Source organism: Cerasicoccus arenae (assembly GCF_014651635.1).
GTDB classification, from domain to species: Bacteria; Verrucomicrobiota; Verrucomicrobiia; order Opitutales; family Cerasicoccaceae; genus Cerasicoccus; species Cerasicoccus arenae.
In genome coordinates this window covers 1-25,557 of sequence record NZ_BMXG01000004.1, presented here as the reverse complement: position 1 = coordinate 25,557, position 25,557 = coordinate 1, and the positions used below count along the sequence as shown (strand labels likewise).

At 54.2% G+C, this 25,557-nt stretch carries 20 protein-coding genes; 9 read left to right on the top strand and 11 right to left on the bottom strand.

What is annotated here, in order from left to right; translation table 11 throughout:
* Positions 1-47: 47 nt before the first annotated feature.
* From IE065_RS03965 to IE065_RS03955, 3 genes are all read right to left on the bottom strand, one after another.
* Positions 48-752 (bottom strand): response regulator transcription factor, encoded by a 705-nt coding sequence (locus tag IE065_RS03965; protein ID WP_189512398.1) that lies wholly within the window; start codon positions 750-752, stop codon positions 48-50.
* 1 nt (position 753) lies between these two features.
* On the bottom strand, positions 754-3,000 hold the full coding sequence (locus tag IE065_RS03960; RefSeq protein WP_189512070.1) for a sensor histidine kinase: 2,247 nt from the start codon (positions 2,998-3,000) through the stop codon (positions 754-756).
* A gap of 221 nt (positions 3,001-3,221) precedes the next feature.
* On the bottom strand, positions 3,222-4,580 hold the full coding sequence (locus tag IE065_RS03955; protein ID WP_189512068.1) for a vWA domain-containing protein: 1,359 nt from the start codon (positions 4,578-4,580) through the stop codon (positions 3,222-3,224).
* A gap of 112 nt (positions 4,581-4,692) precedes the next feature.
* Between IE065_RS03955 and IE065_RS03950 the strand changes: the two genes are divergently transcribed.
* The 5 genes from IE065_RS03950 to IE065_RS03930 all read left to right on the top strand — a co-directional run bounded on the left by IE065_RS03950 (position 4,693) and on the right by IE065_RS03930 (position 10,078).
* Entirely contained in the window at positions 4,693-5,052 is a 360-nt protein-coding gene (locus IE065_RS03950) for a hypothetical protein (RefSeq protein WP_189512066.1), read from the top strand.
* 46 nt (positions 5,053-5,098) lie between these two features.
* The gene (gene leuS, locus IE065_RS03945) at positions 5,099-7,738 is read left to right on the top strand and encodes a leucine--tRNA ligase (RefSeq protein WP_189512064.1); all 2,640 of its coding nucleotides are present in this window, start codon (positions 5,099-5,101) and stop codon (positions 7,736-7,738) included.
* A gap of 22 nt (positions 7,739-7,760) precedes the next feature.
* Positions 7,761-8,510, top strand: coding sequence for a FecR family protein (locus tag IE065_RS03940; RefSeq protein ID WP_189512062.1), 750 nt, complete (start codon positions 7,761-7,763; stop codon positions 8,508-8,510).
* Positions 8,511-9,353, top strand: a complete 843-nt coding sequence (locus IE065_RS03935) for an LpxI family protein (RefSeq protein ID WP_189512060.1) — start codon at positions 8,511-8,513, stop codon at positions 9,351-9,353.
* 68 nt (positions 9,354-9,421) lie between these two features.
* Positions 9,422-10,078: a nitroreductase family protein gene (locus IE065_RS03930; protein WP_189512058.1), complete on the top strand. Its 657-nt coding sequence runs from the start codon at positions 9,422-9,424 to the stop codon at positions 10,076-10,078.
* Between the two features lie 25 nt (positions 10,079-10,103).
* Here IE065_RS03930 and IE065_RS03925 read toward each other — a convergent pair whose 3' ends face one another.
* Both IE065_RS03925 and uvrA read right to left on the bottom strand, forming a co-directional pair.
* Positions 10,104-11,657 carry a sialate O-acetylesterase gene (locus IE065_RS03925; RefSeq protein WP_189512056.1) on the bottom strand — a complete coding sequence of 518 codons (1,554 nt, stop codon included), beginning with the start codon at positions 11,655-11,657 and terminating at the stop codon, positions 10,104-10,106.
* 88 nt (positions 11,658-11,745) lie between these two features.
* Entirely contained in the window at positions 11,746-14,565 is a 2,820-nt protein-coding gene (gene uvrA, locus IE065_RS03920) for an excinuclease ABC subunit UvrA (RefSeq protein WP_189512054.1), read from the bottom strand.
* A 148-nt stretch (positions 14,566-14,713) separates the two neighbouring features.
* On the opposite strand from uvrA, the gene IE065_RS03915 reads away from it, so the two are divergent.
* Entirely contained in the window at positions 14,714-14,995 is a 282-nt protein-coding gene (locus IE065_RS03915) for a glutaredoxin family protein (RefSeq protein ID WP_189512052.1), read from the top strand.
* Positions 14,996-15,213: 218 nt separating this feature from the next.
* Complete coding sequence (locus IE065_RS03910; RefSeq protein WP_189512050.1) at positions 15,214-16,398, top strand: AI-2E family transporter; 1,185 nt, start codon at positions 15,214-15,216, stop codon at positions 16,396-16,398.
* Between the two features lie 195 nt (positions 16,399-16,593).
* On the opposite strand, the gene pheA is transcribed toward IE065_RS03910, so the two are convergent.
* Positions 16,594-17,658, bottom strand: a complete 1,065-nt coding sequence (gene pheA, locus IE065_RS03905) for a prephenate dehydratase (RefSeq protein WP_189512048.1) — start codon at positions 17,656-17,658, stop codon at positions 16,594-16,596.
* A 207-nt stretch (positions 17,659-17,865) separates the two neighbouring features.
* Here pheA and IE065_RS03900 point away from each other — a divergent pair, with 207 nt between their 5' ends.
* Positions 17,866-19,149, top strand: coding sequence for an ankyrin repeat domain-containing protein (locus tag IE065_RS03900; RefSeq protein ID WP_189512046.1), 1,284 nt, complete (start codon positions 17,866-17,868; stop codon positions 19,147-19,149).
* Positions 19,150-19,180: 31 nt separating this feature from the next.
* Here IE065_RS03900 and IE065_RS03895 read toward each other — a convergent pair whose 3' ends face one another.
* From IE065_RS03895 to lpdA, 4 genes are all read right to left on the bottom strand, one after another.
* Positions 19,181-20,626, bottom strand: coding sequence for a cryptochrome/photolyase family protein (locus IE065_RS03895; protein WP_229792052.1), 1,446 nt, complete (start codon positions 20,624-20,626; stop codon positions 19,181-19,183).
* Between the two features lie 328 nt (positions 20,627-20,954).
* Positions 20,955-21,194 (bottom strand): ferredoxin, encoded by a 240-nt coding sequence (locus tag IE065_RS03890; RefSeq protein WP_189512044.1) that lies wholly within the window; start codon positions 21,192-21,194, stop codon positions 20,955-20,957.
* 73 nt (positions 21,195-21,267) lie between these two features.
* On the bottom strand, positions 21,268-21,897 hold the full coding sequence (locus IE065_RS03885) for a histidine phosphatase family protein (protein ID WP_189512042.1): 630 nt from the start codon (positions 21,895-21,897) through the stop codon (positions 21,268-21,270).
* Positions 21,898-21,994: 97 nt separating this feature from the next.
* Positions 21,995-23,392, bottom strand: a complete 1,398-nt coding sequence (gene lpdA, locus IE065_RS03880; protein WP_189512040.1) for a dihydrolipoyl dehydrogenase — start codon at positions 23,390-23,392, stop codon at positions 21,995-21,997.
* A gap of 190 nt (positions 23,393-23,582) precedes the next feature.
* On the opposite strand from lpdA, the gene IE065_RS03875 reads away from it, so the two are divergent.
* Entirely contained in the window at positions 23,583-24,599 is a 1,017-nt protein-coding gene (locus IE065_RS03875) for a DUF481 domain-containing protein (RefSeq protein WP_189512038.1), read from the top strand.
* A 139-nt stretch (positions 24,600-24,738) separates the two neighbouring features.
* Here IE065_RS03875 and IE065_RS03870 read toward each other — a convergent pair whose 3' ends face one another.
* On the bottom strand, positions 24,739-25,158 hold the full coding sequence (locus IE065_RS03870; protein WP_189512036.1) for a VOC family protein: 420 nt from the start codon (positions 25,156-25,158) through the stop codon (positions 24,739-24,741).
* Positions 25,159-25,557 lie beyond the last annotated feature (399 nt).

The window sequence follows — 25,557 nt, the reverse complement described above, 5'->3', positions numbered from 1 at the left end:
ACCAAAGCTATAATGGTATTTTACCAAAAAACACCCCCCCTGCTCTTTTATGGCTTATAGCGGTACCCATATCCGTGCACCGTGAGCAGGAATTTTGGCTTTGCGGAATCGACCTCGATTTTGCGCCTCAGTTGCGAAACATGCTGATCGAGCGTACGCGTCGTCCCCAGATAATCGATGCCCCACGCGGCATTCAGCAGGAAATCACGGCTCAAGGCCCTGTCTGGATGCGCGTAGAAGGCCATCATCAGCTTATACTCAAGCTGCGTCAGCGTGATCTCTTCGGCTCCACGCCAGAGCTGCCGGCGTGCGGTATCAATCTCCCCCATCCCAAATGGCATGCGGGCTGGAACGTCATCCTGAACTTCAACAGGCACCATGCTACTGCGCCTTAAGGCCGCCGAAACACGCGCCAATAGCTCCCTTACGCCAAAGGGCTTGGTGATGTAATCATCGGCCCCCAGCTCAAGCCCCAGCACCTTATCGATCTCCTCGCTCTTGGCACTGAGCATCAGCACTGGCACCGCCGCGTCGAGCTTACGAATCTCCCGACACACGTCATAACCGCTCAAGCGCGGCATCATGATGTCGAGCAGAACAAGGTCCGGGCGCGCCTCCTTAAAGTAAGCCACGGCCTCCTCTCCATTAACGGCCTCCTCTACACGGTAGCCTTCGCTTTCCAGCGCGTCGACAAGCCCCATGCGGATGCTGGCGTCGTCCTCGGCCACGAGTATATGTTTTTCTTCAGGCATGTTAGGCAATGATGGTTGGAACAGTTAATTTAAAGCAGCAGCCGGTTGGTTGATTCGCCTGGAGCGTCAATTGCCCTCCCAGCCCTCGAGCAAGGCGGGCAGCGATGCTCAGGCCCAGCCCGCAGCCCGGTCGTTCAGCAGTCAGGCGGTCATCGATGCGGTGAAAGGCTTCAAAAACTTGCTGCCGTTCGCGAGGCGGAATGCCGGGGCCAAAATCGCATACACTGAGCGTCCAGGCCGATGTCGCTTGCTCCAGACGCACTTCTGCGCGTTGGCCAGACGCAGCGTATTTGGCGGCGTTATCCAGCAGATTGAGCAGGATTTGCTCAAGCGCATCGCGGTCCACCATTGCCTTGAGCGGCCTTTCGGGGGCAACGAAATCCACCGTCAATCCCTCGCCCGCAAGGCGATCTCGTTGGGCCTCCAAGATATCGCGGACAGCCTGAATCGCGTCCACTGACTCTTGTTGAAAATCACGCCGACCACGTTCCAAGCGACTAAAATCCAGCACGTTGTTGACGAGCCGTGTCAGGCGCTGCGTCTCATTCAACATGGTCTGGAGATAGCGTCGCTGCTTGGTCTCGTCGCCCGCCCGTCCGTCGTAAAGCATTTCCGCAAACAGCCGGATGCTGGTTAGCGGCGTCTTGAGTTCATGCGAGACATTGGCGACAAAAGTGGTCTTCCGCTGGGCCTCATGGGCGTCGCGCTGGGCCTGCCAAAGCAAGAGGCTGCCGCCTAGGAGAATCGCGATGCTCAGGCCCGCCACTGCTACGCCCCCGAGGAGGCGGAAACTCCGCCCAAAGGGATTTTCGAGCAGCGCAGGATAGGCCTCGATATGCCAGCCTGGCAAGGCCGCACCGATGCTCAAAGTAAGTTCCGGCCCCGTGTTTTCCCATCTTGAGTAATGGTCGCCCCCTGCCCCTGCCACACGGTTCCCTGCTGCATCTACGAGGGCAAATTGGACGTCTTTTAGTTGGCTGATACTGATTGTTTTAGCGATCTCTGCGATCACGATATCCCGATTCAACCAAACACCGAGGATGTTATCCTGTCCGGGTAAGTCGACCCACGCCAGCCATTGATCAACACCTTTAACCGCCTGCCGCACCCAACCTGTCCGGGGCCGCTGAGGCAAGATGACTTTGATCCGCCGCGCAAGCTCATCAAGCTTGGCTAGATCCTCTGCTTTGGTGATGCTGAATCCTTCTGGTTCGCTCTCCGCCAACTGCGTTTCTTTTTTCTCGGTGCCAACCAGGTTTTCCTGATCAACAAAGGCTCCACTGTCCACATTACTAATTTGGCCGAGAAACTGATTATTGCCCCTGGATTGAACGGCTACTGCAGAGGTCGAAGCTGCCTGTGAATCACTGTCATCACCAACCGATGTCGACGAGCCTGCGGTGCTCAGGCTGGATAGGAAGTCCACGCTATCGGCATTGGCACTTTGAAAAGCGCTACTTTGCGAGGCGCTCTCCTCCTGTGACGCCAATGACGAGCCGCTTGATTGCTCGGCTTCATCATCCAAAACGATGCTCTGGTTCATGACGGCAATTCGGTTATCAATATTCAACTGTCGCACCGACTCGCGTTGCCGCTTCAAGGCCTTGGACTTGCTAAAATACTCCTGCTGGACAGGTTCTTGGGGCATGTCGTACTCGACAACTTCCTGCACCACATCACTTGATTCGGCCTGAATGACATCAGTCGGTGCCGCATTTCCTTTGTATTGGGTCTGTGGCCGCTCTTTGGGCGTTGGGGCCGAGTGTGGGGGGGCAGCGGGCAGAGTTGCAGGATAAACCAAAGGTAATTCCTTGGTTCGCTCAACGACGTCCTGTGTATCGTCACCGTTCAGCGACCATGGATATGACTGATCGGCATCTTCCGATTGCAGGGCTGTCGGGCTGGGTGCATCTGCTCTGGGGCCATACCACGAAGTAACGCCATCCGAAGCACGAAAATAAAATCCGGTCTGCACGTAGGGATTATTCGCGATGAATTCGGCTAATCCGCTGCGTGGTTGCGGGGAACGCCGCGCCGCCAGCAGACCATCGATAACGCCGGTGCGGATTTCTTCCATGAGCAAATCCACGCTTTCTGCGACACTAGCAGCGCCATTGGCGACAACACCAGCGGCCAAGGTCTCCACGCGGTCGGCCTCACGATCGAGGAGCCACCAAGCCCCACCGCCCATGGCCAATGTTGCGCCGAGCAACAAGAACCAAGCCAGTAATATGGGGCGAAACTTCATACGGGGATAGGCTTTATTTCGATAAGGCACCGCGGTAACGCATCTTGCACTTGGCGGTAGGCATGTTCATGTGACGATCTCTCAGCAAAAGACGCGCCGTATAATACAGCAATGCTCATTTTTTAGTCGCGCATAACCAGAAAGGCGGGCGGCTCCTGATAAACCGCCCGCCCTCACTGATCGGTGTTGCCTATACCTTTATCCTGATCCTATGACTAATCTTAATCCTGAGTATTTGTAACCGTCTGTGAATTGCTCTTCTGGTAGCTCTCGGTCACGTAAGCCTTACGCTGCCTATTGCCGAACTCCCCATTGCGCATCGCATCTTCCTCTTTGTTGAGATACTCTGCAGAGGCACTGGTGAAACTTTGGCCGAGGAAATCATAATCCTGCTGAATTTTGTCATTGGTGATCGCGAGGTTAGTCGCCGCCTTGGCAAGGTCACCTGAATCTGCGTAGCCAACGGCCACCTTTTTTGCTTCAGCAATCCGATTATCAATGACATTCTGGGCGACATCCACCCGGGCAGATTCCTTGATTTTCACTTCGCTAGCAGCGTAAGCAATCGGCACCGAAACAGACTGGCTGCGCGCTTCACCGCCACTAACAGGAACGTAGCGCACTTCCACATCGACGAGGTCGCGGGTCTGGCCGTCTTTGCCCTGTGGCGCATCGATCTCCAGCAGCGCCAGCTTGTCTTGGCCCCCATACACCTGCGGCATCTGGAAATAAGCGCGGTTATTCTTAATCTCGGCTTCTCGGCCCAAGCTCCGCTTAATCCGCACGCCCTCCCTCGGGGTAATGATGATCTCAATATTCGTTGCGGCTACGTTGAGCGCATCGCCTAATTCTGCTCCAAAGATGCGCGGCAAGTCAGAGGCATTTTCAACAAAGTATGTATTGCCTTGTCCGGCCTCCGCCAGCGCTGTCATAATGTCTTCGTTGAAGCCGCCGCCCAAACCAACTGTGCTGACCACGATGTCTTCTCCCGCAAAGGCGCGGGCGAGGTCACGAAAGTCTGAAACGCCGCTCGGCCCCCGATTCGCCAAGCCATCTGAGAGTAGCACAATGCGGTTGATGTACCCTTCATCAGCGCGGCGACGAAGCTCGGCGGCTCCGCGATTGAGACCGTCGTAGATTGCCGTGCTGCCGTTGGCGCTGACTTCGCTGAGCGCGGACTGGATCCTCTTGATGTTCGACCGGGTGGCGTATTGCGAGTCTGCCAAGGTCGAAGCGCTGTCGCTGTAGGTAATTACAGAAACGATGTCACGCGGCCCCAGTTTGCCTACGGCGACCTGCGCAGCCTCAATGGCCTGACGAATCTTATCGCCCTGCATCGAGCCCGAGCGGTCAAGCACAAGACTCAGGTTGACGGGTGGGCGGTCGTGATCGGATTGAATTTCATCGGGGCGAATTTTTATCTGCACGACCACAGATTCATCTTTATCCGCGCTGATAACTGGGCGGTCGAGGGCGGCGTCAACCTGGAGAGGCTCAGCGGCGGCCTTAGCGAAGGCGGCCCCTGTCAGGCCAGCCGTCAGCGCGGCCAGCAGAGAGATTCTTGTGATGAGTTGGTTCATGCCGCGCATCCTAGCAAATACGCCGATAGATGTCGTCAGCCCCGCGTAAATTGATTGTCAGGATAATGTCATGGTTGCTTGCCAATTCGCTCTTAAAACTTAGACTAACGAAATGCTCGATGATGACTTCAACCAAATGGACGAAAACAAGCGGAATCTTTTTCGCATAAGATTCATCGGTCGTAAAGAATGGCATTATAACGACAAGGAACGTCCTCCCCAAGATATATTAGAGGCCGAAATCAATGAGGATCAGGAGTTCCGCAGCACCTACGTCTTGCCACTCATTGCCTTAGGAGCCGTAATGCAGTTTTTTGGGAGTTTCTCTGAGAACACCTTCTTAAAGATATTTTGCATGGTTCTTGGCACCGCCTTTTTCATCGCTGGCTGCTTTTCATTCGCTCATCGCACTGCGCGCATCTCAAAATTAAAAGCTGAACTTCGGGCCTTGGAAACGAAGACCCATCCTTGACGCGCGGGTCGAAAGGCCCACACTCGGACGGTTTCCCATCAAGTAGATGAAAACCGCCGATTACCAACCCGCCTCCATCGAGCCCAAGTGGCAAGCCTTCTGGGCCGATGACAAGACCTTTGCCGGACCCAATCCAGCACCGAACGCCAAGCCTGCGCCCAAATACTACGTGCTGGACATGTTCCCCTACCCGTCTGGTGCCGGCCTCCACATTGGCCACCCGGAAGGCTACACCGCCACAGACGCCCTAAAGCGCATGAAGAAGTCCCAGGGCTTCAATGTGCTTCATCCCATGGGTTGGGACGCTTTTGGCCTGCCCACCGAGCAGTATGCCATCAAGACCGGCCGCCCGCCCGCAGAGGTGACCGAGGAAAATATTGCCAATTTTAAGAAGCAACTCGCGCAGATCGGCCTCACCTATGACAGTGACCGCGAAGTAAACACCACCGACCCCGCTTACTACAAGTGGACGCAATGGATCTTTGTCCAGCTATTCAAACATGGCTTGGCCTATGTCGAAGAAAAGCCAGTCTGGTATTGCCCAGAGCTAGGCACCGTGCTCGCCAATGAAGAAGTATTGAACACGCCCGAAGGCCCCCGCTCCGAGCGTGGCAGCTTTCCCGTGGAAAAGCGTCCACTGCGCCAGTGGGTTCTGCGGATCACCGCCTATGCGGACAAGTTGATTGCTGGCTTGAAAGACCTCGACTGGCCAGACTCCACCAAACGCTTGCAAGAAAATTGGATTGGCCGCAGCACCGGGGCCGAAGTTGACTTCCAACTAGACGGACTCGATGAGAAACTGCGCGTCTTCACCACTCGCCCCGATACCCTTTACGGCGCGACCTACATGGTTGTGTCACCGGAGCATCCGCTGTTGAGCAAGATTACCATCGACGATCGCCGCGCTGAAGTCGAAGCCTACGCCGAACAAGCCAAGCGCAAAAGCGACCTAGAGCGCGCCGAACTGGCCAAGGAAAAAACCGGTGTCTTCACGGGCGGTTATGCAATCAACCCAGTCAACGGCGCAAAAATCCCCGTGTGGGTAGCCGACTACGTGCTCATCACTTACGGCACGGGTGCCATCATGGCTGTCCCCGCCCACGACGAGCGCGACTTCGAGTTCGCAAAAACCTTTGGACTAGAAATTTTACCGGTAATTGCCAATGAAAATGCCAATCCAGATGAGGAATTAACGGAAGCCTACACGGGCGATGGTGCGTTAATCAACTCAGGCGATCTCAATGGTCTGAACGTGGCCGACGCCAAAGCAAAAATCACCGCCGAGCTCGCCGCGAAAAAAGTCGGCAAGGAAGCCGTGAATTACAAGCTGCGCGACTGGCTGTTTTCACGGCAACGCTATTGGGGTGAGCCTTTCCCCATCATGTGGCTGTCCCCAGCCGACTATAAGCGTCTCATGGCGCTGGACAAGGATGAGAGTGAGCTCAACAACACACTGCCCATCGATCCCGTCACTTCAATCATCAATGGCGAGGCGCGTTGTGCCATCACCGTCCCCACGCAAGACCTGCCGCTCACACTTCCGCAGGTTGATAGCTATCAGCCCACAGGCACCGGAGAAAGCCCCTTGGCCAAAGCCGTGGAATGGGTGAACGTCTGGCTCAACTTGAAGACTGGCGAAACCCGCCCGCGCGTCATCCAGCAGGACGGCGACGAACAACTGACCGAACGCCCCGGCACTGACTGGGCAGCCGCTACACGCGAAACCAACACCATGCCGCAATGGGCTGGCTCGTGCTGGTATTACCTGCGCTACATGGATCCGAAGAACCCGGACTTCATCATCGACCCGAAAATCGAGGAATACTGGCAAGCGCCTGACCTCTATGTCGGTGGTGCCGAGCACGCCGTGCTGCACCTGCTTTACGCGCGCTTCTGGCATCTGTTCCTGCACGATATCGGCGTGCTGAAAACCAAGGAACCGTTCAAGAAGCTGTTCCACCAGGGTATTATTTTGGGCGAGGACGGCGAAAAAATGTCCAAGAGCCGTGGCAATGTCGTCAACCCAGAGTTCATCATTAAGGACCATGGTGCTGACGCCATGCGCCTGTACCTGATGTTCCTCGGACCACTGGAAGCCATGAAGCCGTGGAACACCGACGGCATCCAAGGCATCAACCGTTTCCTGCGCAACAAAGTCTGGCGTGAACTGCTCGATGACAACGGCCAACCAGCAACCAAGCTTTGCGATACAGAAGATGATGCCGACACCGCTCGCGCCCTGCATGAAACGATCAAAAAAGTCACGGCTGACTACGAGCGCCTGTCTTTCAATACCGCCATTTCGCAAATGATGATCTGCGCGAACCAGTTCGCCAAAGCCAAGACATTGAACTTCGCCTCGGCCAAGGCATTCCTGCAACTGCTAGCGCCGTTGGCCCCGCACATCACGGAAGAAATCTGGGAACGCCTGGGCGAAGCACCGTCCATCGCCAACGCCCCTTGGCCCAAGCATGATGAGTCCAAGCTGGTCAAGGACACCGTCAAGCTGATGGTTCAGATCAACGGTAAATTGCGCGGCGAACTTGAAGTCGCCAAAGACACAGCCCAACCCGATATCCTCACCGCAGCGAAAGCACTCGACAAGGTAGCTCCCCAACTCGAGGGCAAAACCATCGTCAAAGAAATCTACGTTCCGGGCCGGATTGTAAACCTCGTCGTTAAATAACTCTGCCTCGCAAAGTAAACTGATGCGATTCTTCTGTATCATCCTCTTGTTCATCGGCATTTCCTCCAGCTTGCGCGGCGAGTCCGGCGTAGCTGTTATCGACAGCCAAAGCGGCCAGGTAACCGCAACGTTGGCGGGCAAGGAGCTGCCGGTTGGCAAGGCATTTGACCCAGTCGGCACCGATATCCAGACGGGCGCAGACGGATTTTCGGCGTTGGTTTTTTCCAATGGCGTCGCTGTTTACATCGCGCCCAATAGCCATCTACAGATCAGTCACTATGAGCAAACGCCCTTCAAGGCGCGCCCGGATGACGTTGAGTTCGAGCCTAGTCGCTCAACTTTGCGAACATCTCTGCTAAACGGCCAAGTCGGCGTTGCTCAGCGAGACCCAAACCCATTGTCGGCATTCACCATTGAGCTAAACGAAGGAGTTTCAGTATCCCTCAAGGCGCAATCGGCGACTGTCATTCACGAGACACTTAGTGGAATTATGGCGATCTTCGACGGTCGGGGTAGCATTCAGGTGGGCGAACAAAATCACATCCTCAGCGAAGGATACAGCTTTGTAGCCAGCCTATCTGTCAGCTCCGAAGAACACATTAAGCCACTAACCAACAAGCAGCGCGAAGAGTGGGAACCGCTGGCTAAATTAGCCAGCATTGCGCTACGCCGATGGTATTTTCAGACGCCGGAGGATGGCGTAATTCTTCCTTCGCGCATCACCACTTCTTCGATTCACAGCAGCAAACCCTACAACAACACCAAACTGTAAGTGCCGCTCTCCCGTTTCCTCCCTGACAATTTTGACGCCACGCAGCCCGTGGCCGTCATTGCTGGGCAACGCCAATACCCGGTGCTCACTGTCGCGCGCTTGCGAGCAGCAGGAGTGCCTACACGCCTGATCGCATTCGAGGGCGAAACACGCCTTGATCTTTACGAAAGCTTTGCTGAAAGCGAAAGGGCCATGGTCAAAGTTGGACAAGTCGGACACCTACTTAAGGCGCTGAAACGCTTTGAGGCGCGGTCCTCGCTCATGGTCGGCCAGATCACCCCCCGACGCCTCTTCGACGGACTCCACCCAGACCTGAAGGCGGTAACTATTTTGGCCCGCCTCAAGCAGCGCAATGCTGAGTCTATATTCGGCGCACTGGCCGATGAAATGCGCCAGCAGGACTGTGAATTGCTCGACGCTCGGGCGTTCCTCGACGACCAGATGGCCCACGCTGGTGTCATGGTCAAAAGAAAATTCCTGCCCGACGGCGACACTCTCGATCACGGAGTAAAAATTGCCCGAGAAATGGCACGGTTGGATGTCGGCCAAGGCGTCGTGGTTAATCGCGGTTCCGTGATCGCAGTCGAGGCATTTGAGGGCACCGACGCCATGCTTCAACGCGCAGGCAGCTTTGGCGCGAAGGAAACTCTGTTCGTTAAGACGGTAAAACCACACCAGGACTACCGCTTCGATGTGCCCGTTTTTGGCGAGCAGACGCTTGATGTCATGGCTCAGGCAGGCATTCGCGCCGCCGCTCTTGAAGCCGATAATGTCATCATGCTCGACAAAGATGCCGTGCTCGCCTCAGCGAAAAAGCAAGGTGTCACCTTAATCGGTTTCTAGCCGAATAGCGATGCGATAAAACGCCGTCCGCGCTCGACCTTTACCGCGAGTCATGCACCTTTTGTGACATGAAGGCATCTGATCCAGCCAATCCCGTCGAACATACTATCCAAGCGCGCTGCACGACTAAGCGTCTCGCTGATTCCCCACTACCCGCTCATGGCGACCGCGCTTTGGTGGAGGCTGTGATTACCGCTGCAGGCTGGGCACCCTTTCATCGGCCCAGCGCCAATGTGCATCGCAGTGAGTTAGCCTCCATTGTCCCTTGGCGCTGCTACGCGCTGGACGCACCCGAATGTCGACAATTGCGAGATCGCCTGCAAGCCGCTAGGGATACCTCAAAAATCCCCCAACTCCTCGCCACGGCCACGGCCTTGATCCAAGTCACCTGGCTGCCTAATCCGCCCAAAGCGCCTAACGAGCAACTCTTCGACCCGACTTTGGACAACATGGAACACTTAGCCGCGGCATCTTCAGCGGTTCAAAATATGCTACTCGCTGCGACGGCACGCGGAGTCCCCAATTACTGGTCGAGTGGGGGTGCTCTCCGCGAGCCTAATGTCTTCGCGATGCTTGGCATTCCAGCAGGAGAAATCCTGCTTGGAGCCATCTTCCTGTTTCCCACGAAGACCGACGTTGCAGAATCTGTGCCTGGAAAATTACGTGATTTACGAGGACCAATCGACAGTTGGGCCAAGTGGACCACGCTTTCAGATTTCGCTTAACCGACTCCGTTTACTTCGCTGACACTCACCAATCGTCGGTGCGGAAAGGAGTCACGGGCAGGCCGTTTTTGTCGTAGAGATTCGCGACTGGATTCGTTGCCCAAGCGTAACGCACGGCAACGGGTTCAGCAACCGCATCACTCCAAACCCGGACCTGATTCTTGCCAATAATCTCGGCCTCGGCCCAATGGAACTGCTGGTCTTCGCCTGCAATAGCGAAGCCCTTCACTTCGTTGGTGTCGAAAGGGATCAGCCCATCGCTGGAGTTGTAGTCAAAGCTCAAGAGCACACCCTTGCCAGTAGTAGATGTCTCAGCGCCATCCTCCTCAGTCGATGCGATGTCAACGGTTTCCATTGAGGCAAATTCTGGGCTACGATAGTCCATCGTATAACCGTATTCCTTGGCGAGCGGCCAACGAACAAGGCGATCAGCAACGGTCTGCTTGTTGCGTGGATGAATGTCTCGGCCTTCTCCCAAATCAATGATGACAGCTTGTCCGCTATTGGGCACAGATTCCATGGTCTTAGTCTGCGCTTCACGCAAGTGGGCCCACTTGGAATCTGTGGGTTCAGCGCTCTCTGACCCATAATCCGCTAATTGCACCCAATAGAATGGGAAATCGCCCTGCCCCCATTGCTCGCGCATATTACCGATAACGAGCCCCATTAGATGCTCATAGTTGTCTGGCCGGCCTGCATTGGTTTCGCCCTGATACCAGATCATTCCCTGAATACCATAACCAACGAGCGGCAAAACGCCACCGTTGTAAATATTGCCGGGGCGATGTTGCCCATAGCGAGGATCCTGAGGCCAGCGCGGACGTTTGCCGCCATTCTTATCATATTCCTCTCTGGCTACCTTATATTCAGCCATTTTTTCTGCATGGATTTCATCCGTATACTCAAAGGCACGTTTGTCCCATTGAGAAATATAGTCCGCGTATTGTTCGTGTTGTTCAAGCAGTTCGCGGGGTGCCCAAGCTTCGGCAGCAGAGCCACCCCATGCGTTGTCAATTAATCCGACCGGCACACCCAAGGTTTCGTGAATACGACGGCCAAAGAAATAGCCAACCGCGGAAAAACCACCCACAGTTGCTGGCGAGCAGATCTGCCAATCAGCCTCGAAATCATCCTGTGGTTCTTGAGTGCCCTTGCGTGGGAGCGAGAGCAAACGAATTTCCGGGAAATTAGCCGAGGCAATTTCAACCTCATTGTTATAGGTGCTCTTGACTGCAAATCCCATGTTGGACTGACCCGAACAAACCCAAACTTCGCCAACCAGAATGTTCTCTAGCTCAATCGTGTTGTTTCCCTTGATGATCATCTGCAACGGCCCCCCTGCTGGCATTGGGTCGAGGGTAACGCCCCATTTTCCGTCGGCGTCAGCCACCGTTTCGTGCTTCTGCCCTGCGATGGTCACGCTGACTGTTTCGCCAGGATCAGCCTTGCCCCATACCGGATCGGCCAAATTGCGTTGCAAGACCATGTGGTCGCTGAATAAATGTGGCAACGTGACATCCGCCGAAAGCGTGTGTGAAGCGATGAGCAGAGACAGGATTTTCAGTGCTGGGTATTTCATGGGTAAGATTAAAAATGAGCAAAATTAAGTTAACTAGCAAGTGAGTTGGTTTGTAAAACCGAAAACGAAGAAATGACTCCAAGATAAGCTACAGGTATCGCCCTGTTAAAGATTTCTCACAAGACTTGAGGCCTGCGGGCTTACCTTCGTAAACGAGATGGCCGCCTGCTGATCCGCCGCCAGGGCCAAGCTCGATCACCCAATCCGCCAAGCGAATGATGTCACTATGGTGCTCGATCAGGATGATGGTGTTGCCCGCTTCCCGCAACTGATAGAGCAAATCGAGCAGCTTCTGAATGTCGTCCCAGTGCAGACCCGTCGTCGGCTCGTCCAGTAGGTATAGCGTCTCGCCCTGCTGCCGCTTGGCCAACTCCAGAGAGAGCTTGATACGCTGCGCTTCACCGCCGGACAACGAATTTGCTGGCTGGCCTAATTTCACATAACCCAAGCCCACGGCAGACAAGGTCTGCAGACGTTCAGCGATTTTCGGCATGTTTTTAAAATGCGCCAGAGCTTCATCAACGGTCATGTCCAATGCCTCGGCGATGTTAACGCCCTTAAAACGCACCTCCAGCGTTTCGCGGTTGTATCGGCGACCATGGCAGCTTGGGCACTCCACAAAGACATCGCCCAGGAACTGCATATCCAGCTTGATCTGGCCATCGCCCTGACAGCGCTCACAGCGCCCACCACGCACATTGAAACTGAATCGGCTACCCTTATAACCACGAACTTTGGACAGCGGACACTTCGCGTATAGATCGCGCAAATGGTCGAAAACTTTGGTGTAAGTTGCGGGGTTCGAGCGTGGACTGCGACCAATCGGGTCCTGGTCAACGCGGATAACGCTCTTGAATGCATCGAGCCCATCAAGCCCGTCGTGCGCGCCAGGAATCGCTTTTGCTCCGTTAAGTTTCCACGACGCCGCCTGCGCCAAAACGTCGTTGACCAAGGTGCTTTTACCTGAGCCAGATACACCGCAAACGACCGTTAACAGTTTTAGCGGAAAGCCAACGTTTAGCCCGCGCAAGTTGTGCTCCCGCGCATTCAACACCGTCAATCGTCCATAAGCAGGCTCACGATCCTTCACGTCTTTCATCAGCGTTCGCTGACCGGAAAGATACGGACCTGTACGGGATTTTTTGTCCGTCTTGCACTCCTCAGGGGTGCCTTCGAAAACAAGCTTTCCGCCTTGGGCACCGGCACCCGGCCCAAGTTCAATCAGCCAATCTGCCACACGAATCGTGGCCTCGTCGTGCTCGACCACGACTACCGCGTTACCGCGATTGCGCAAGTCGAGCAGCGTATGGATGAGCTTGTCGTTATCGTGCGGATGTAGGCCAATGCTGGGCTCGTCGAGCACGTAACACACGCCAACCAGCCCCATACCAAGCTGAGTGGCCAGACGAACGCGCTGAGCCTCGCCGCCAGAAAGCGTCGAATATGCACGATCAAGCGTCATGTAGCTCAGCCCTACTTCTACCAAGAAACCCAGACGCTGCTCCAGTCCGATCAAGGCTTCTCGTGCTGGCATAAGCCGCTCTTCAGGTAGCAAGCTTTGCAATACAAAGTTATGTGCGTCGCCGATACTTTGCGAAAGGAAATCTGTGAAACGCTTTCCGCTGACGAGCACATTGCGCGCACGTGCATTGAGCCGCTGACCGTGACAACTCGGGCACTCAGAGGCCACCTGATATGCCAGCAGACGCGCCCGCAGGCCGTCGCTGGAGGTCTCCCGCCGGATATCGTCGAGCAAGTCGAGCACACCGTTCCACGGCAAAGCCTCAGGCTTGGTATTGCCACGCTTGAGCTTGAAGCTGAAAAGACGTTCGCCCCCCCCCCCCAGGATTGTCTGCCGCACGTCGGCAGGCAGCTCCTCCCAAGCGGTATTCGGGTCAAAGGGAAGTTGCTCAGCCAATTGCTTGAGAATCGCATTGTGCTTAATGATCATCCCCTTCGATCCAAGGCGTAGCGGCTTGATCGCCCCCTTCTTGACCGATTTCGATGGATCTGGCACGAGTAGCATCTCGTTAAATTGACGCGTCTGCCCTACCCCCCCGCAAGTTTCACAGGCACCCTCTGGATGGTTCCAGGAAAAGTGACGCGGCGTGAGCGGATCATAGACCTGGCCCGAAGTTGCGCCCGCCAAAGCGCGGCTCAGGCGAATTTCTTTCCAGGGAGCGTCGCGGTTATCCTGAGTCATCACTAACGCACGATCCAGCCCTTCGCGAAAAGCCAACTCCAGCGAATCCGCCAGCCGTGAACGTTGGTCTTCGCGTAAGACAATACGATCAACGATCACCTCGAGCTCCAGTTCACCTGTCTGGCTCGGAAAGCGCTCCGCCTCATCTAACTCATAAACCGTACCCGCAATGCGCACGCGCTGAAATCCCTTTTGACGTAGGTGAGGAATCTCTTCGCGAATGACCGAGGCGCGCGCAGTCATTACCGGGGCCAAAATCATCAGGCGCGACTCCTCCGGCTCACGGTAAACGCGACGGATGCAGTCATCCAGCGAACGGCGTTCAATACGACCGCCGTCGATCGGATCAAACTGTTCGCCACAAACGGCCCAGAGCAGTCGCGAGTAATCCGCAATCTCTGTGATAGTGGCTACGGTACTCCGTGGGTTAGAGCCCGCGGCCGAACGCTGCTCGATCGCGACCACTGGTGAAAGTCCGTGAATAAAGTCCACCTCGGGCCGCTTAATCTGCTCCAGCAACTGCCGGGCACGAGTCGAGAGGCTCTCCACATATTTGCGGTAGCCCTCAGCATAAAGAGTGTCAAAAGCCAACGATGACTTCCCCGAACCACTCACACCGGTAATCACGACCAGCTTCTCCCGCGGAATGCGTAATTCCAGATTCTGAAGGTTGTGCTCGCGTGCGCCTTTAATATGAATGTCCATGGAAACCTTTATCGTTGATGCTGTCGTACTGCTTGTCGAGCGTTTGCCAAAGCCCATCCAATCATCCATATTAGTATGGCCACTTTCGCGCGTTTTGGGTTGCTATCAAGCGTAAGTCAGATTCAATAAGTCCTTAACGGAGAAACACATGAAACCTATTGTATACATCAAACCAGGCTGCCCGTGGTGCCGTGAGGCCCTGACCTATTTTCAACAACATGGCGTCGATCTCGACGTGCGCGATGTGATCCGCAGCCGCAGCAGCATGCAGCGTATGATTGAGGTCAGCGGACAATCCCTTACCCCGACCTTCGAGTACGGCGACTTCATTGTGGCAGACTTCAGCGTAGACGAATTTATCGACCAAATTGCCGAAGTGCCGGAAATCCGGCGTGAACTTGGCCTAGCCGATCACTTGGAAGACGATTGATCCCCCTCCTCGCTTATAAACGGCGAACGAACTTGTAATGGCGCGTCAAATGGATCGCCAGTATTATGGCGTGAACATTGTCCATTGCCCGAGTTCTCGTCCGCGGTGAATTACACCCGGAAACAATCCTTCTAATGCGGTAGCCGCTGTGCCGAAACGGAACGTGTTTGAATAGAACTCGCCAGCATCACGAAAAGTTACTCTACTGTGCACGTTCTATGACTGACAACGACGCTACATCCAACCGCCTACTCTCCCCCAACCAGCGCAGCATCGTCGGCGCAGGGCTCACGGTGCTGGCGGCAGTCGTCTTACTGGGGGCCGTCTACGGCCTATTCATCCTGCTCCGCAGCTTCGTAAATACCTTTAGTGACGTGCTTTTACCAGTAGCGTTGGCAGCGATCCTTGCCACGCTACTGCGGCCACTCGTCTTATTCTTCGAAAACAGGCTCAAACTGAGCCGTGTGAAAAGCATTCTGCTGTTGTTCGCATTAGTTATGTTGGCGCTGTTTGGCATCCTATCGTATGCGGCCCCACTACTGTTCAAGCAAATCATCGACCTGATCGACAGCGGGCCCAAGCTCGTCAGCAGCGCTGTGGCCTTCGCCGGCGAAAAAGCGCCTTGGCTCAAGGAATGGATTAACCAACAGACGGGCGGCGAATCGATCGAAGCGATCATCAAAAATTTTGTCACAGAGCACGGCTCAACGGTCAAAAACGCGGTCGATCACACCTTAAAAACATTAGGCACTGCGGGAGGTCTCCTGATTGGGGTGTTTGCCAAAATCGCTGCCTACGCAGTCATCCCAGTCTATTTGTTCTACCTGCTCGACAGCCAGCGCGACTCTTGGAAGGACATCGATTCGCAGCTATCGTTCATCAATGAAAAATGGCGCGCGGACATCCTCTTTCTGATCAAACAATTCGCCGACATTCTCGTTTCATTCTTCCGTGGGCAGATTTTAATCGGGCTGATTCTTTCCGTGCTCTTCGCACTGGGCTTCGGCGTAATCGGGCTAAAGTTCGCCATTCTGCTCGGCATCATGGTTGGCTTGGGTAACATCGTCCCCTACCTCGGCACCATACTTGGCGTAACGGTGGTACTGCCCCTAGCCTATTTTCAACCTGAGGGCGGTTGGACGCTGCTCGGGCTTTGCTTGGGCGTATTCGCCGTTGTGCAGTGCGTCCAAGACTACGTGTTGACGCCAAAGATCATGGGCGACAAAACCGGCATGGGCCCGATGCTTATCATCTTCTCTATCTTCTTCTGGGGCACCGCGTTGGGTGGCATATTGGGCATGATCCTCGCCATCCCGCTCACGGCGTTCTTCCTCGTTTTCTGGCGCCTAGCGCGGGAGAAGTATTTGCCCAAACTATTGAGCGCCAAGGAAGTTCCCAACTAACTTATCTGCTCCATGAGCAAGAGCAGCGGCCTGTAAATCGTTATCAATGCATCCTGAACATTAATGGATAGAGTAAAAAAAGAATTCCCATTAACCAGCATAATCAGAACAAAAGAACCAATGTAGACCACCACCACTGCGATTATACAAAACGCAATGATGGGGAGCCCAATGAGCTAGCCTTTTCCTCTCCCATCAACCCCGCACCGGGTAGCTGCCCAACCACTTGACCAGCGGGCAGCAGGCTTTTAATTCGCCCACTGCGGCTTGAACGATTTCATCGCTCCAATGGCCGTCAATGTCGATGTAGAACAGATAATCCCATGCCTTACGGCGACTGGGGCGTGACTCGATCTTCGTCATGTTGATGCCACGCGAACTGAAAGGCTTGAGCGCTTTTTCAAGCGCTCCGGGCTCATCGTTGAGCGAAAGCAACAGGCTGGTGCGATCATGGCCAGTACCACTACCAACTGGCTCACGGCCCAGCACAAGGAAGCGGGTGACGTTATTTGCGCGGTCTTGGATTCCTTTGGCAAGAATGGGCACTTCGTATTTCTCGGCAGCAAGCTCGCTAGCAATCGCGGCGACGCCCTTCAGCTCACCGGCCTGCTTAACAGCCTGTGCGGTGCTATCAGCATCCACTTGCTGTGCATGAGGCAGGTGCCGCGCCAGCCATTCCCGACATTGGGCGAGGGCTTGATCCTTGGAACGAACTTCGCGGACTTCTTCCAACGGCGACTGCGAGATCAAGCAATGCTCGATCGATAAGTAAACTTGGTTGATGATCGTCAGGTCAGTCTCGGCGAGCATATCAATCGAATGGCTAACAACGCCACCAGTCGAATTTTCAATCGGGATCACGCCGTGGTCCGCCTCGCCTTTTTCTACCGCCGCGAAAACATCAGGAATTGTCGGCATGGGCGCGTAATTAGGCTGCGTGCCAAAATTTTTGCGAGCCGCCTGTTCAGTGTAGGTCGCCTCTGGCCCCAAATAAGCAATCGTCATGGGTGCCTCCAAGCTGATCATCGCGGAAATAATTTCCCGGTAGATCGCACGCATGCCGCTCTCAGACAAGGGCCCCGGGTTGATCTCAGCCAGCTTGCGCAGCAACGCCTCCTCCCGACCGGGGTGATAGATCGGCAGCCCCGCCTTGTGCTTAACACGCGCAACCTCCGACGCCAAACGAAAGCGCTCGTTCAGCTTGGCGATAATCTCGCGGTCAATGCCATCAATTTTTTCACGGACAGGTCCTAAATCCATGGAAAGACGATACGCGGTCCCTGCTCTGGGGAAAGAGAAAAAATAACGGGACTAGCAGACTAGCTGCACGCGCAATTCATGACCAAACACCTAATTTAAGCGATAAGGCTCCACCGAACACCAGACGCAATCAAATCATTAAATAACTTTATATATTATCATTGCGACGACAACTCACGCCCCTATGCTCAGGCAATCCATCGAATCATGCGCTATCTAACCACACTACTACTGCTCTGCTCAACTTCGTTAATCTTCGCCCATGACGGCGACCATACCAAGATGTCTCCTAATACCCATCCCACAACTGGCAACAAAGAGTTCGATCAAGCCGTCGTTTACATAAACGAGGGCAATGCAGAAGCACTGTCCCAACTCCTGAAGCAAAACCCTCAGCTTGTGAATATGCGCGCAACGGGCCATGAGGAATATGAGAAAGGATACTTTATGCATCCGGCACTGATCCATTTCACGGCATTTAATCCATTTTGGAATCGAGGCACAAAAGTCCCTGAAACGACTCCAGAAGTGCTCATTGTGCTACTGGAAGCAGGTGCCGACGTGGATGCCAAATGTGGAAATCCAGGTAATGAAGACACCACGCTCGGGTTGGTGACGACTGGCATTCTACTGAGAGAAGCTGGTATAGAAGACCGCATGATCGAAATCTTGAACAAACATGGCGCTGACCTTTCCTACGGTGTCATCGGTGCCGCTGCCTACAGCGATTGGGACGCGATGGATACGTTGATTAGGCTCGGGGCAGGTCAACAGCCAGTTGCGCTAGCTTATCAAAATGACGCCGCGGGATTGAAGAAAACCTTAGCAACAACCAATGACCCGCTCGCGGCGCAAAAAGCACTCTTTGCAGCGGTCACAAAGGGAAACCTGGAGTGCGTTACAGTAGCACTCGACGCCGGAGCCGCCCCCAGCGCCTACATGCCAGCTCACCTTCATCCAGGCGCGACGGCGATGCATCAAGCTGCTTTGAATAATCACGTCGACATCCTCAAAATTTTGATTGAGCGCGGTGGGCGAACCAACATCGAGGATAAAAATTATTCCGGCACACCCCTAGGCTGGGCAGCACATAATCATAATGATGAAGCAGTCGCATTCCTGATTGAATTAACTGACATTGACCCGACCCCGCAACAGCTCGCAGCTTGGGGCTTGAATGAGCGCCTACTTGCCTACCTGAAGACGCATCCTGACGCCATCAACGAAGTCGCTGATTGGGGCACGCCGTTACAGCAAGCCGCATTTCACGGTCGCGTGGAAACCGTCAAACTACTCATTGCGAACGGTGCCGATATCAATAAGGCCGAAGGCGGCGAACGTGTCCCTGGCGGCGGTGTTACCCCTCTCGATAAGGCACTGTCCAAAGAGCTTTATGGAAGCGGCACGTCGTTAGAAGATCGCGCCGCATGTGCCGAAATTCTGCTAGAAAACGGGGCTAAAACCGGCGATGAGTTGGCCTCGAGTAAGTAGCGGCGGTGTGGAATCCACATGCTGTCTAGTGTTACGCTGACCTCAACGCCTTCAATTTACCGTAGGCTTGTAATGCGCGGTTGCGACCGCGGGAGTGATCGATAATTGGCGTGGGATAGTCGCGCCCAATGACAACGCCACCAAGCTGCTCCCCCCCCCCTTCCCACGGTTTGTGGATGATGCTTGTTGCGACAGGGCGTAACTCGGGAATCCATTCCCGAACGTAATCCCCATTGGGGTCGAATTTCTGCCCCTGCAAAATGGGGTTAAACACGCGGAAGTATGGGGCGGCGTCAGCGCCGCAACCCGCACTCCATTGCCAGCCTTGTGTGTTGCTGGCCAGATCAGCGTCGACAAGTGTATCCCAAAACCAACGAGCGCCTTCTTGCCAAGGCACGAGCAAGTGCTTGACTAACAACGAGGCCACGATCATGCGGACGCGGTTATGCATCCAGCCCGTCGTCCAAAGCTGGCGCATGCCGGCGTCGACTATTGGGTAGCCCGTAAGCCCCTTCTGCCAGGCGCTCAGGAGCGTCTCGTCCATCTCCCACGGAAAATGATTAAACTCGGCGCGCAGTGGCTCGGTGGGGATATGTGGAAAGTGGTAGAGCAATTGGTAAGAGAACTCGCGCCAGCCAATTTCTGAGAGGAATTTCCGCCCACCCTTTGTCCCCTCAGCATCGTAACGGGCAAAGGCTGCAAAGACTTCACGCGGGCCGATTTGGCCAAAGTGTAGGTAGGGCGACAGACGAGAAGTGCCGTCCATATCAGGCCGATCTCGATTCCTCGTGTAACCGGATGCGTGGCTGGCAGCGAGCTTGCCTAGGCGTTGCTTGGCGGCGGCTGAGGTGGGCGTCCAAAAAGGGAAAAATCCGGTGTCCCAAGCGATTCTTGGCAAAAGCGCGAGTTCCTCGAGGGCACGCGTTGCTGGCCAGTTACGGGGGGCATGGGCATGCTTCAATTCGACTTCGACTGGGGCTGGGATAGCGCGTTTCAGACAGTGTTTCCAATATGGCGTGAAGACCTGAAATGGCTTGCCTGATTGATTCTTGATTTCCCAAGGCTCAAAAACGAGCGCACTGTTAAAGCTTTTGGCCTCCAGCCCACGCTGTGTCAGCGCTTCCTTGATCTTGGCGTCACGCAAGATAACGGCGGGTTCATAACGGCGGTTCCAATAAACAGCTCCCGCGCCTGTTTCCGCAATAAGACGCTTCAGCTCGGAGGCCGACTGGCCAATGCCAAGAATCAGACGCAGACCATGTTTATCGAGTTGCGCAGCCAAATCCTGAAGCGCGTGATGCAGCCACCAACAAGACGCCCCACCGGGCCGCCAGTCGCCCTCCCCTGCCTCGTCGAAAAGATAAACCGGTATCACCGAACCGCCACGTTCAATCGCAGCCTGCAAAGCAGGATTGTCGTGGATTCGGAGGTCCTGTCGGAACCAGATCAGTGTCGGCGTTATAGAAGCTTCGGGCACAGCGTTATTGTTAGCGCCATAAGCCCGTAGACGCAACCGCAACTGTTCATCTGCAAAAACTCCAACGACAGCGGCGTTGCTCCGATTACCGGACCTATCCTTGTAAATTCCTTACCCAGATCGCCCAAGCCGCCACGCAGCCAAGCATTAAGCCGCCCAGAATTAGCATGAATGGTGCACGGCTTTTGCGCGCCTTGCGAACTCGACGAACATTGGTGCGATTGTAACTAACTCTAGGCACTAGAATAACTTACGATATTACCACGCCCGATCAATTAAAAAAGCCCCTCCAATCGGAGAGGCTGAATTGAAAATATTTGATGATAACTTACTTTTCGGCACCATCGTCGCCAATCGCCTCAACCGGGCAACCTTCGAGGGCTTCCATGCACATATCGATATCCTCTTGGGAGGTCGGTTGTTTATGGACATAGGAATAACCGCCATCGTCGCTACGCGCAAAAAAGTCGGGAGCGGTTTCGCGGCAGAGATCGCAGTCAATGCACTGCTCGTCCACATAAAATTTTCCGGCCACATTCTCTGGCCACTTGTCATTAATATCAGCCATAAACTGCAAAAACTTGCGAGCCGGAGGCTATCTGTCAAGCGGGAGTTTCAAAATCGGCACGTGAGATTCTTTTTTAAAGATCATCCATCGCTCCGATGTCACCCAAATGGGAGATATCCCCCCATACGTGTAGAAGCCAATGTCCTTGTTCCCACGTGAATTCGTTATAGGCAGCGTTCACGAACTTGTAGCAGCGTGTGTGCTCGACGGGGATACCAACCGCGTGCCGCAGAAACATGCCCAAGATCCCTCCATGAGTGATTACGCAAACCGTCTCACCAGCACAACGTTCAGCCAGTTGGTCAAAGGTCCGACCTGCTCGATGAAAGACATCCCGCAGGCTCTCTCCCTCTGGAATCCGGTAGTCGACGCCACCATGCAGGTAGCCCTCTTCTTCTCGGGGAAATTCCTTCGCTGCCTCGTCACGCGTATAACCAGCGAGCATGCCGAAGTTGCGCTCCCGCAATCCAGCATCTTGCTCCCAAGGTAATCCTGGATGCTGCCGCGCAATCGCCTTGGCGGTGTCCACCGCACGCCCCAGATCACTGGAAACCAAGCGATCGAAGCTTACGTCCGCCAAGCGATGAGCGATTGCCTCTGCCTGCCTCCTCCCCTTTTCAGTCAGTGGCGAATCCAACTGCCCCTGATAGCGGTGCTGGATATTCCATTCGGTCTCACCGTGCCGGATTACGATTAAACGCATGGTTTGGGAGGTTAAAGTTAAAAGATTAAAGGTTAAAGACAGTGAAGAGGCCACACCTCGGTGAACTTTAACCTCTCCACTTTAACCTTTAAACTCCTCAAATATGAATCGCTTCGTTGTGAGTGGCGGCGGCGGCCTCCATGAGGGCCTCGGAAAGGGTTGGGTGCGCGTGGATCGTACCGTGGATTTCTTCCCAAGTCGCTTCCAGCTCCATGCCCAATGCATATTCAGCGATGAGCTCCGTGGCTTCGGCACCCGTGATGTGCGCACCGAGGATTTCGCCTTCGGGCTCGGAAACGATCAGCTTGACGAAGCCTTCGGACTCCATTGCTGCGACCGCTTTTCCGGATGCTGTAAACGGGAACTTGCCAACCTTGTATTTCAATTCCTTGGCCTTCACGTCACGCTCGGTCATGCCAATGCTGGCAACCTGCGGCTGGCAGTAAGTGCAACCGGGGAAACGCACGTAAGGACGTGGTTCGCCGTGGTCGAACATGCCGTTGACGGCCTGCACGGCCTCGTACGTCGCAACGTGGGCGAGCCAAGGCGGCCCAATGATATCACCCGCTGCATAGATGCCTTTCACGCTGGTGCGGTAATGAGCGTCTACCTTCACGTAGTTGCGGTGCATTTCCAGCTTCACGCGGTTCGAAAGTAGCTTATCAGTGTTGGCCTGCACGCCGATCGCGACGAGTAATGACTCAGCCTCCAGCTTTTCGGTCTTGTCGCCTGTCATGGCGTCCAGCGTCACCTTCCCATCTGCCACTGTAATGTTCTCCGCCTTCGTGCCGGTCATGACCTTAAGGCCTTGCTTTTTAAAGGACTTCTCCACGAACTTGGAAACATCGTCGTCCTCCACTGGGAGCACGCGGTCCATCATTTCGACGACTGTCACATCGCTGCCAAAGGCGTTAAGAAAATATGCGAACTCCATGCCAATGGCACCAGCACCCATGACAATGCAGCTTTTAGGCAGATCGCGACGATCCAGAATTTCGCGGGCCGTCATCACCTGCTTACCGTCCTTAGTCAGGCCTGGCAACATGCGCGCACGGCAGCCCGTGGCGATCAGGATGTTTTTCGTGGACAAATACTCGCCCTTGCGATCACCGGAGATCAGCTCGACCATGCCGGGCACATTGATCTGCGCTTGGCCGACAATGTAGTCGACCTTGTTCTTCTTAAAGAGGAACTCAATGCCCTTGGCCATTTGGTTAGCCACGCTTCGTGAGCGCTCCACAACCTTGGGGAAATCGACGTCGATCGAACCAACATTGAAGCCAAAATCGTCAGCGTGCAGCATCTTCTGATAAAGCTCGGCGCTCTTAAGCAAAGCCTTAGAAGGGATACAGCCCCAGTTTAAGCAAGTGCCGCCAGCGCGTTCCATTTCCACGCAAGCTACCTTCTTGCCGAGTTGTCCAGCGCGAATAGCGCCCGCATAACCGGCCGGGCCGCCGCCAATTACCACTAAGTCATAGCTACTTGTATCTGCCATAAGATGTTCTCCAATCAGGATCAGGTCGAAAGCCCGTGAATAAAGCCCCCTGCACCGCCGCCGTCAACCCTCGGGCGCCAAGAATACGTAATTATCAATCTATGATAGACCCGCGAATTCTCGGAGTTTTTGTAAAATGGGGGAAAAAAACGTTGAAATCACCACCATCCACCACAGGTTTTTCAACGTAATGCTAAAATTTACCTTACTGCTTACTTCAATAGCGTTCTGTGCCGTTGCCTCTGCCGATACACTTATTTTGAAAAACGGTGATCGCATCAGCGGCCAGTTGATCAGTCAGGAAGATGGTGTAATCACTTTCGAGTCCGATATGATCGGCAAAATATCCGTTGCCGCGGCAGACGCCACTGTCGAACAGCCAGCTCCTGACTTCGTAGAAGCAGCGGAATCTGCCAACGCGATCGTCGCTGGTGCCGAGGTATCATCCGCAGAAGAAGCCGAAACCGCCGAAGACCAAGAAGAAGTCGACGCCATTACGAGGTCCCTCCTTGATGCACAAAGCTGGGTTGACCAGTGGGTTCCCGAAGGCTGGTCCGGTAAGCTCACCTTTGGCTTCAGCTATCTTGAGTCCAACACCGAAACGACGACTCTAAACTTCGATTTCAACGGTAAAAAAGACGCCGCACCGCACCACTACAAGTTCGACATGTACTATCAGTATAGCAATCAAACGGACAAAAATGGCGTCGACACCAAGAACCTCGACACCTACGGCGCAATGTTCGGCTACGACCATGATATCAATGATCTCATGTATTTTAACTCCGAATTGAGCTACCTGCGCAACATGGTCAAGGACATCAACCATCAAGTTGACCTCGACCTTGGTATTGGTTTCCATGTCATCAAGGAAGATAACATAACCCTGAACATCATCCCTGCCTACACACTGCAATATAAGGAAGCAGAAGGCATCAGCCAGAAATGGTATAACTTGGCCACCCTCAAGGAAACCTTCACTTACAAGCTCAGCGAAATCGTCCGCTTCGAGCAAACTGCCTCGGGCAGCATCGCTCCAGCCGACCTCGACGACTACCAATACGAGTTCACCGCTGCTATGATCACCAAGCTCGCCTCTTGGATCGACGCCACCCTCGCCTACAAGCTGACCTTCGACAACACCGTGGGTACCAGCGGCGTAAAGAAAGAACAGCAGATAATCTTTGGCTTCGGCGTCCCCTATTAGGAGAGCAAGCTAAAGTTTAGAGGATAAATGCTCGTGGGCGCGTGAATCAGCCCATTCGTAACTAGCGGGATGATATTATCCTGCACAGAGAGGTCGCCCACCTTGGCTGATTTGCAACAGTTCTCAGTGGACCTTGACATCAATCCGCTGGATCATCTTGTGGCCCGACCCAAACAAATGGATTATGGGCAATCTCCCACAAGTGCCCATCCGGGTCCTTAAAATATCCGCTATAGCCGCCCCAAAAAACTTTTTGTGCCTCTTTAACTATTGTGGCACCAGCCGATTGCGCTTCTTGCATTAAAGCGTCAACTTCTGCCTCCGAGGCCAAATTATGGGCAAGGGCAAACCCCTCGAACCCACTGCCCTCAGCAGATTGCTTGGCATCCTCGGCGAGTGCATCTCGCCCGTATAGCCCAAGCCACGAACCATTCAACGTGAAGAACGCCACTTCCGGCGGAGATTCCATTTTCGGAAGCCCAAGTCCTTTTTCATAAAAGGTAATTGATTTCGCCAAATCTCGGACACCGAGAGTGATCATACTGATTCGAGGTTTCATGGTCGTCTTTTAAGCTGCTGAGTTACTGCACATACAGAATCTATGGCCTTATAGGAAGAATCCGTTTACGTTTCAATCCAGCTTTCACGGAAGGAATTTTCTGCCCACTCCACAGTTTATTGTAAAGAATTCGGTTTCCTTGATTCATTTAAAAATTCCGCATAGAATTGATAATAAATAACATGGATTTAATTTCAGGAAACCTAATGGATGTAAATAAATATACTATTTTCATTGCATAAGCAGGACAATTATCCACAATGGAGATCGTTACGTTTCAACTTTAGCAGAATAGGGTAATTACCCAAAGTTGTTCAGTTCAAATTTGCTTCCCCCCCCCCCCCAGCGGGACGTTCACAAGGTTTACGTTATTTGACATCCAGTTCTCCCCCCGCCCCC